Consider the following 3,425-nt stretch of genomic DNA (forward strand, 5'->3'; position numbering starts at 1 on the left):
AAAGTTCTTGACTTTCTTTAACGCAGATATCTAATGTTTTACTGCTAATGTCGATACCAATAATAAAGTTTTTCATAAATTTGTTATTAAGTGAAACAGAATAGAGAAATCATCAGTTACTTAACTCCTTAATAATGGGCTTTAAATCCCGAATTTCTATTTGAGTATTTGATGAGCAGAGAAGTAAAAGTCTAAATCAGGACACGAGAATAAAATCTCAGAGCGCATGTCATAGTTTACTTTTACTTCTTTTCTCTTTCTAAATTTAATTAAAATTCCTTAATGCAAATCTAAAGGAGCCTGTCGAAGTGGGGGTCTGTTGAATTGTATTTTGATAATGAAAATATAAAGTGTAGTAGGTCTTCGACAAGCTCAGACTGGTCTTCGACAAGCTCAGACTGACAAGGTGGGTTAAATATAAAAAATGCTGTTTAAAAACCTAAATGTCACACTGAGCCTGTCGAAGTGGGGCTGTAAAATAGTAAAAAGCTGATTAAAAACCTTGATGTCACACTGATTTCTATGACAAAACCAAAGGATTTTTATAAAATTCTTGATTTTTGATAACGGCAAAAATACGATGAATAATTTTGTTTCTTACAGCATTCAATACTAGCATTTTATTTTTGCCTTCATTTACTTTTCTAAGGTAATAAACTCTTAAATCATTGTTAAGTCTAATGGCGCTCATAGCACCTAAATGCAATACAGCTTTGGTTGGTTTATCTGCAAACATTGACACCCTAGGCTTTCTATAAACCGAAGTTCCTGATTGATATTCAAAAGGAACCACTCCAGTATAGCAGGCCATCTTTCTTGGATCTGTTATTTTAGTAAAACCCTCAGTTTTAGCAATCATTGTCCAAGTTAATATCTTTCCTACACCTGGCACACTGCTAATTAATTTGGCTTGTTGTTTTAGGATAGAGTCTTCATTTATTATAGTCTGAATTTTTTGTTCAATCAATTTTATTTGCTTGACAATTTGGTCTATAAATTGTTTGTTTAGTTTGGCTAATTCTTTGTCAAGGCCAACATCTTTCATTAGTTTATAATCGTGTTGTTGTTTTAATAGACGTCTTTTCATTTTTATTCTAGAAGTACGTTCTGTTATGAATATTTTTAGCTTTTTAATAGCTTTAGGCGTGGGCTTCCAAAGCGTTAAATCTTCTTTGTTTTTTTCAGTAAATAAACAGATTCTATACGCATCTGTTTTATCATCTTTACCCCTAACTAAGCCTAAACTTTTAGATAAATGCAAAGGGTTCAATACATATATTTTAAAATTAAATTTCGGTAAAACTTCAAATAAATTCCAGTTATATCTCCCAGTGTTTTCCATAGCCACTATAACTTGATTTTCTTTATATACACGAAAGAATTTAAGAATAGCTTTTTGTGAGTTTTCAATTTCAAAATGGGAAAGTTCTTGACTTTCTTTAACGCAGATATCTAATGTTTTACTGCTAATGTCGATACCAATAATAAAGTTTTTCATAAATTTGTTATTAAGTGAAACAGAATAGAGAAATCATCAGTTACTTAACTCCTTAATAATGGGCTTTAAATCCCGAATTTCTATTTGAGTATTTGATGAGCAGAGAAGTAAAAGTCTAAATCAGGACACGAGAATAAAATCTCAGAGCGCATGTCATAGTTTACTTTTACTTCTTTTCTCTTTCTAAATTTAATTAAAATTCCTTAATGCAAATCTAAAGGAGCGCAGTCGAAGGATCATCAATGGAAAAGAACAATAAACAACAATCTTTAATCATTTTTCATGATTAATTTTTTTATTATTTAACCAACAACAAACGAACTATTATTAGTCAACAAATGTTTGTCTAATAATAGATTTAAGTTCTTTTATTTCAGGTTTAGTCATTCTTCCAAGTACTTTTAAAACCCTTTTTTTATCAATAGTTCTAATTTGATCTACAACAATCCAACCAATGATGTCATTATGCTTAATTTCAATTCTCGTTGGATAATTTTTAGAAGCTGTAGTCATAGGAGCAACAATAATTGTTTTCAAATGTTTATTCATTTCATTTGGAGAAATTAAAACACAAGGTCGGGTTTTGTTAATTTCACTTCCCACAGTTGGATCTAAATTAACCAAAACTATTTCATATTGTTTTAATTCCATTCTTCAAGATTTTCGTCTTCAAAAACATCATTAATTAATAATTCGTCTTCCTCATTTTCATTCATTTGTTTAAAGGATTCTTCCCATCCTTTTCTTGGTGTGTTTATAGGTTGAATAATTATTTTACCTTTTTCAAGAATTAAATCAACTTTATCTTTGATATTGTATTTTTCAAGAATTGTTTTGCTAAAACGTATTCCTCTTGAATTCCCTATTTTAATAACTGAAACTTCCATTATTCGTTTTTTTAATGTAGTTACAAAGTTATTACTTATTTGCTTATTTTCCTAATTATAGCTAACAGCCTGTATTCAGTAACAGTTTTAAGTTTAAAGTTTTAAGTTCTAAGTTTTAAGTCTAAAGTTGAAAGTCTAAAGCTAGTTTTCAGTAACCGTATTCAGTAACAGTTCTAAGTTTTAAGTTGAAAGTCTAAAGTTGAAAGTCTAAAGTTGAAAGTAAAAAGTCAGTATTCAGTACCAGTTTTCAGTTCTAAGCCAAAAGCTAGTAGCCAAAAGAAATTATTCAACTATAATATTCCCCTCTTGAGCGCTGTATTGAGCGTAGCCGAAATAAGGGGTTAGGGGTGTGTAATTATAAATTAGTTTAATTATTAACAAAATTAAACACTACCGAAAAATTGCTTTTCCCCAGCCCTAAAGGGAGTCAATTTTTCAATAGGAAAGTATTCAGTATCTGGTAATAATTATCTTTTGAACTACATAAACAACAGATTTCCAGTCGAGCTGAAAATGACGTATGTTCTAAACCGTCATTGACTCCGTCGAATCTTCGATTTCTCGCGAATGCGGGGATCTGTTACTACAAATACTAAAAAGCATCTTTTGAACTACACAATAAACAGATTTCCAGTCAAGCTGGAAATGACGTATGTTTTGTCATTTCGATTGCAATGAGAAATCACATAAAACTGAGCATTGGATGTGGTTCCTCCTTCGTCGGAATGACAAGTTATAAATGGTATTAATTTTTAATTAGTAGCAACTAACAACAAGTAAGTTTTGAACCGTCATCCTCGCGTATGCGGGGATCTGTTGCTACAAATACTAAAAAGTATCTTTGAACTACACAATTAACAGATTACATTTAATTAACTCTATTCCAGTCAAGCTGGAAATGACGTATGTTTTGTCATTTCGATTGCAATGAGAAATCACATAAAACTGAGCATTGGATGTGGTTCCTCCTTCGTCGGAATGACAAGTTATAAATGGTATTAATTTTTAATTAGTAGCAACTAACAACAAGTAAGTTTTGA

General features: G+C 30.6%; 3 protein-coding genes. All 3 read right to left on the bottom strand.

Translation table 11 applies throughout. The features are described 5' to 3' along the window. Positions 1–520: 520 nt before the first annotated feature. Complete coding sequence (locus tag EC396_RS11980; protein ID WP_129366718.1) at positions 521–1,498, bottom strand: IS110 family transposase; 978 nt, start codon at positions 1,496–1,498, stop codon at positions 521–523. Between the two features lie 327 nt (positions 1,499–1,825). Continuing rightward, a complete protein-coding gene (locus EC396_RS11985; RefSeq protein WP_129366921.1) occupies positions 1,826–2,149 on the bottom strand; it encodes a type II toxin-antitoxin system PemK/MazF family toxin in 324 nt (107 codons plus the stop codon). Further along, the gene (locus EC396_RS11990; RefSeq protein ID WP_129366922.1) at positions 2,140–2,385 is read right to left on the bottom strand and encodes an AbrB/MazE/SpoVT family DNA-binding domain-containing protein; all 246 of its coding nucleotides are present in this window, start codon (positions 2,383–2,385) and stop codon (positions 2,140–2,142) included. Before EC396_RS11990 ends, EC396_RS11985 begins: the two co-directional genes overlap by 10 nt. Positions 2,386–3,425: the final 1,040 nt, after the last annotated feature.

This window comes from Lutibacter sp. HS1-25, assembly GCF_004121075.1.
Lineage (GTDB): Bacteria > Bacteroidota > Bacteroidia > Flavobacteriales > Flavobacteriaceae > Lutibacter.

Excerpts from the sequence above, each read along its gene's own strand:
- EC396_RS11985 (WP_129366921.1), bottom strand. The coding sequence starts at position 2,149 with ATGGAATTAAAACAATATGAAATAGTTTTGGTTAATTTAGATCCAACT.
- EC396_RS11990 (WP_129366922.1), bottom strand. The coding sequence starts at position 2,385 with ATGGAAGTTTCAGTTATTAAAATAGGGAATTCAAGAGGAATACGTTTT.
- EC396_RS11980 (WP_129366718.1), bottom strand. The coding sequence starts at position 1,498 with ATGAAAAACTTTATTATTGGTATCGACATTAGCAGTAAAACATTAGAT.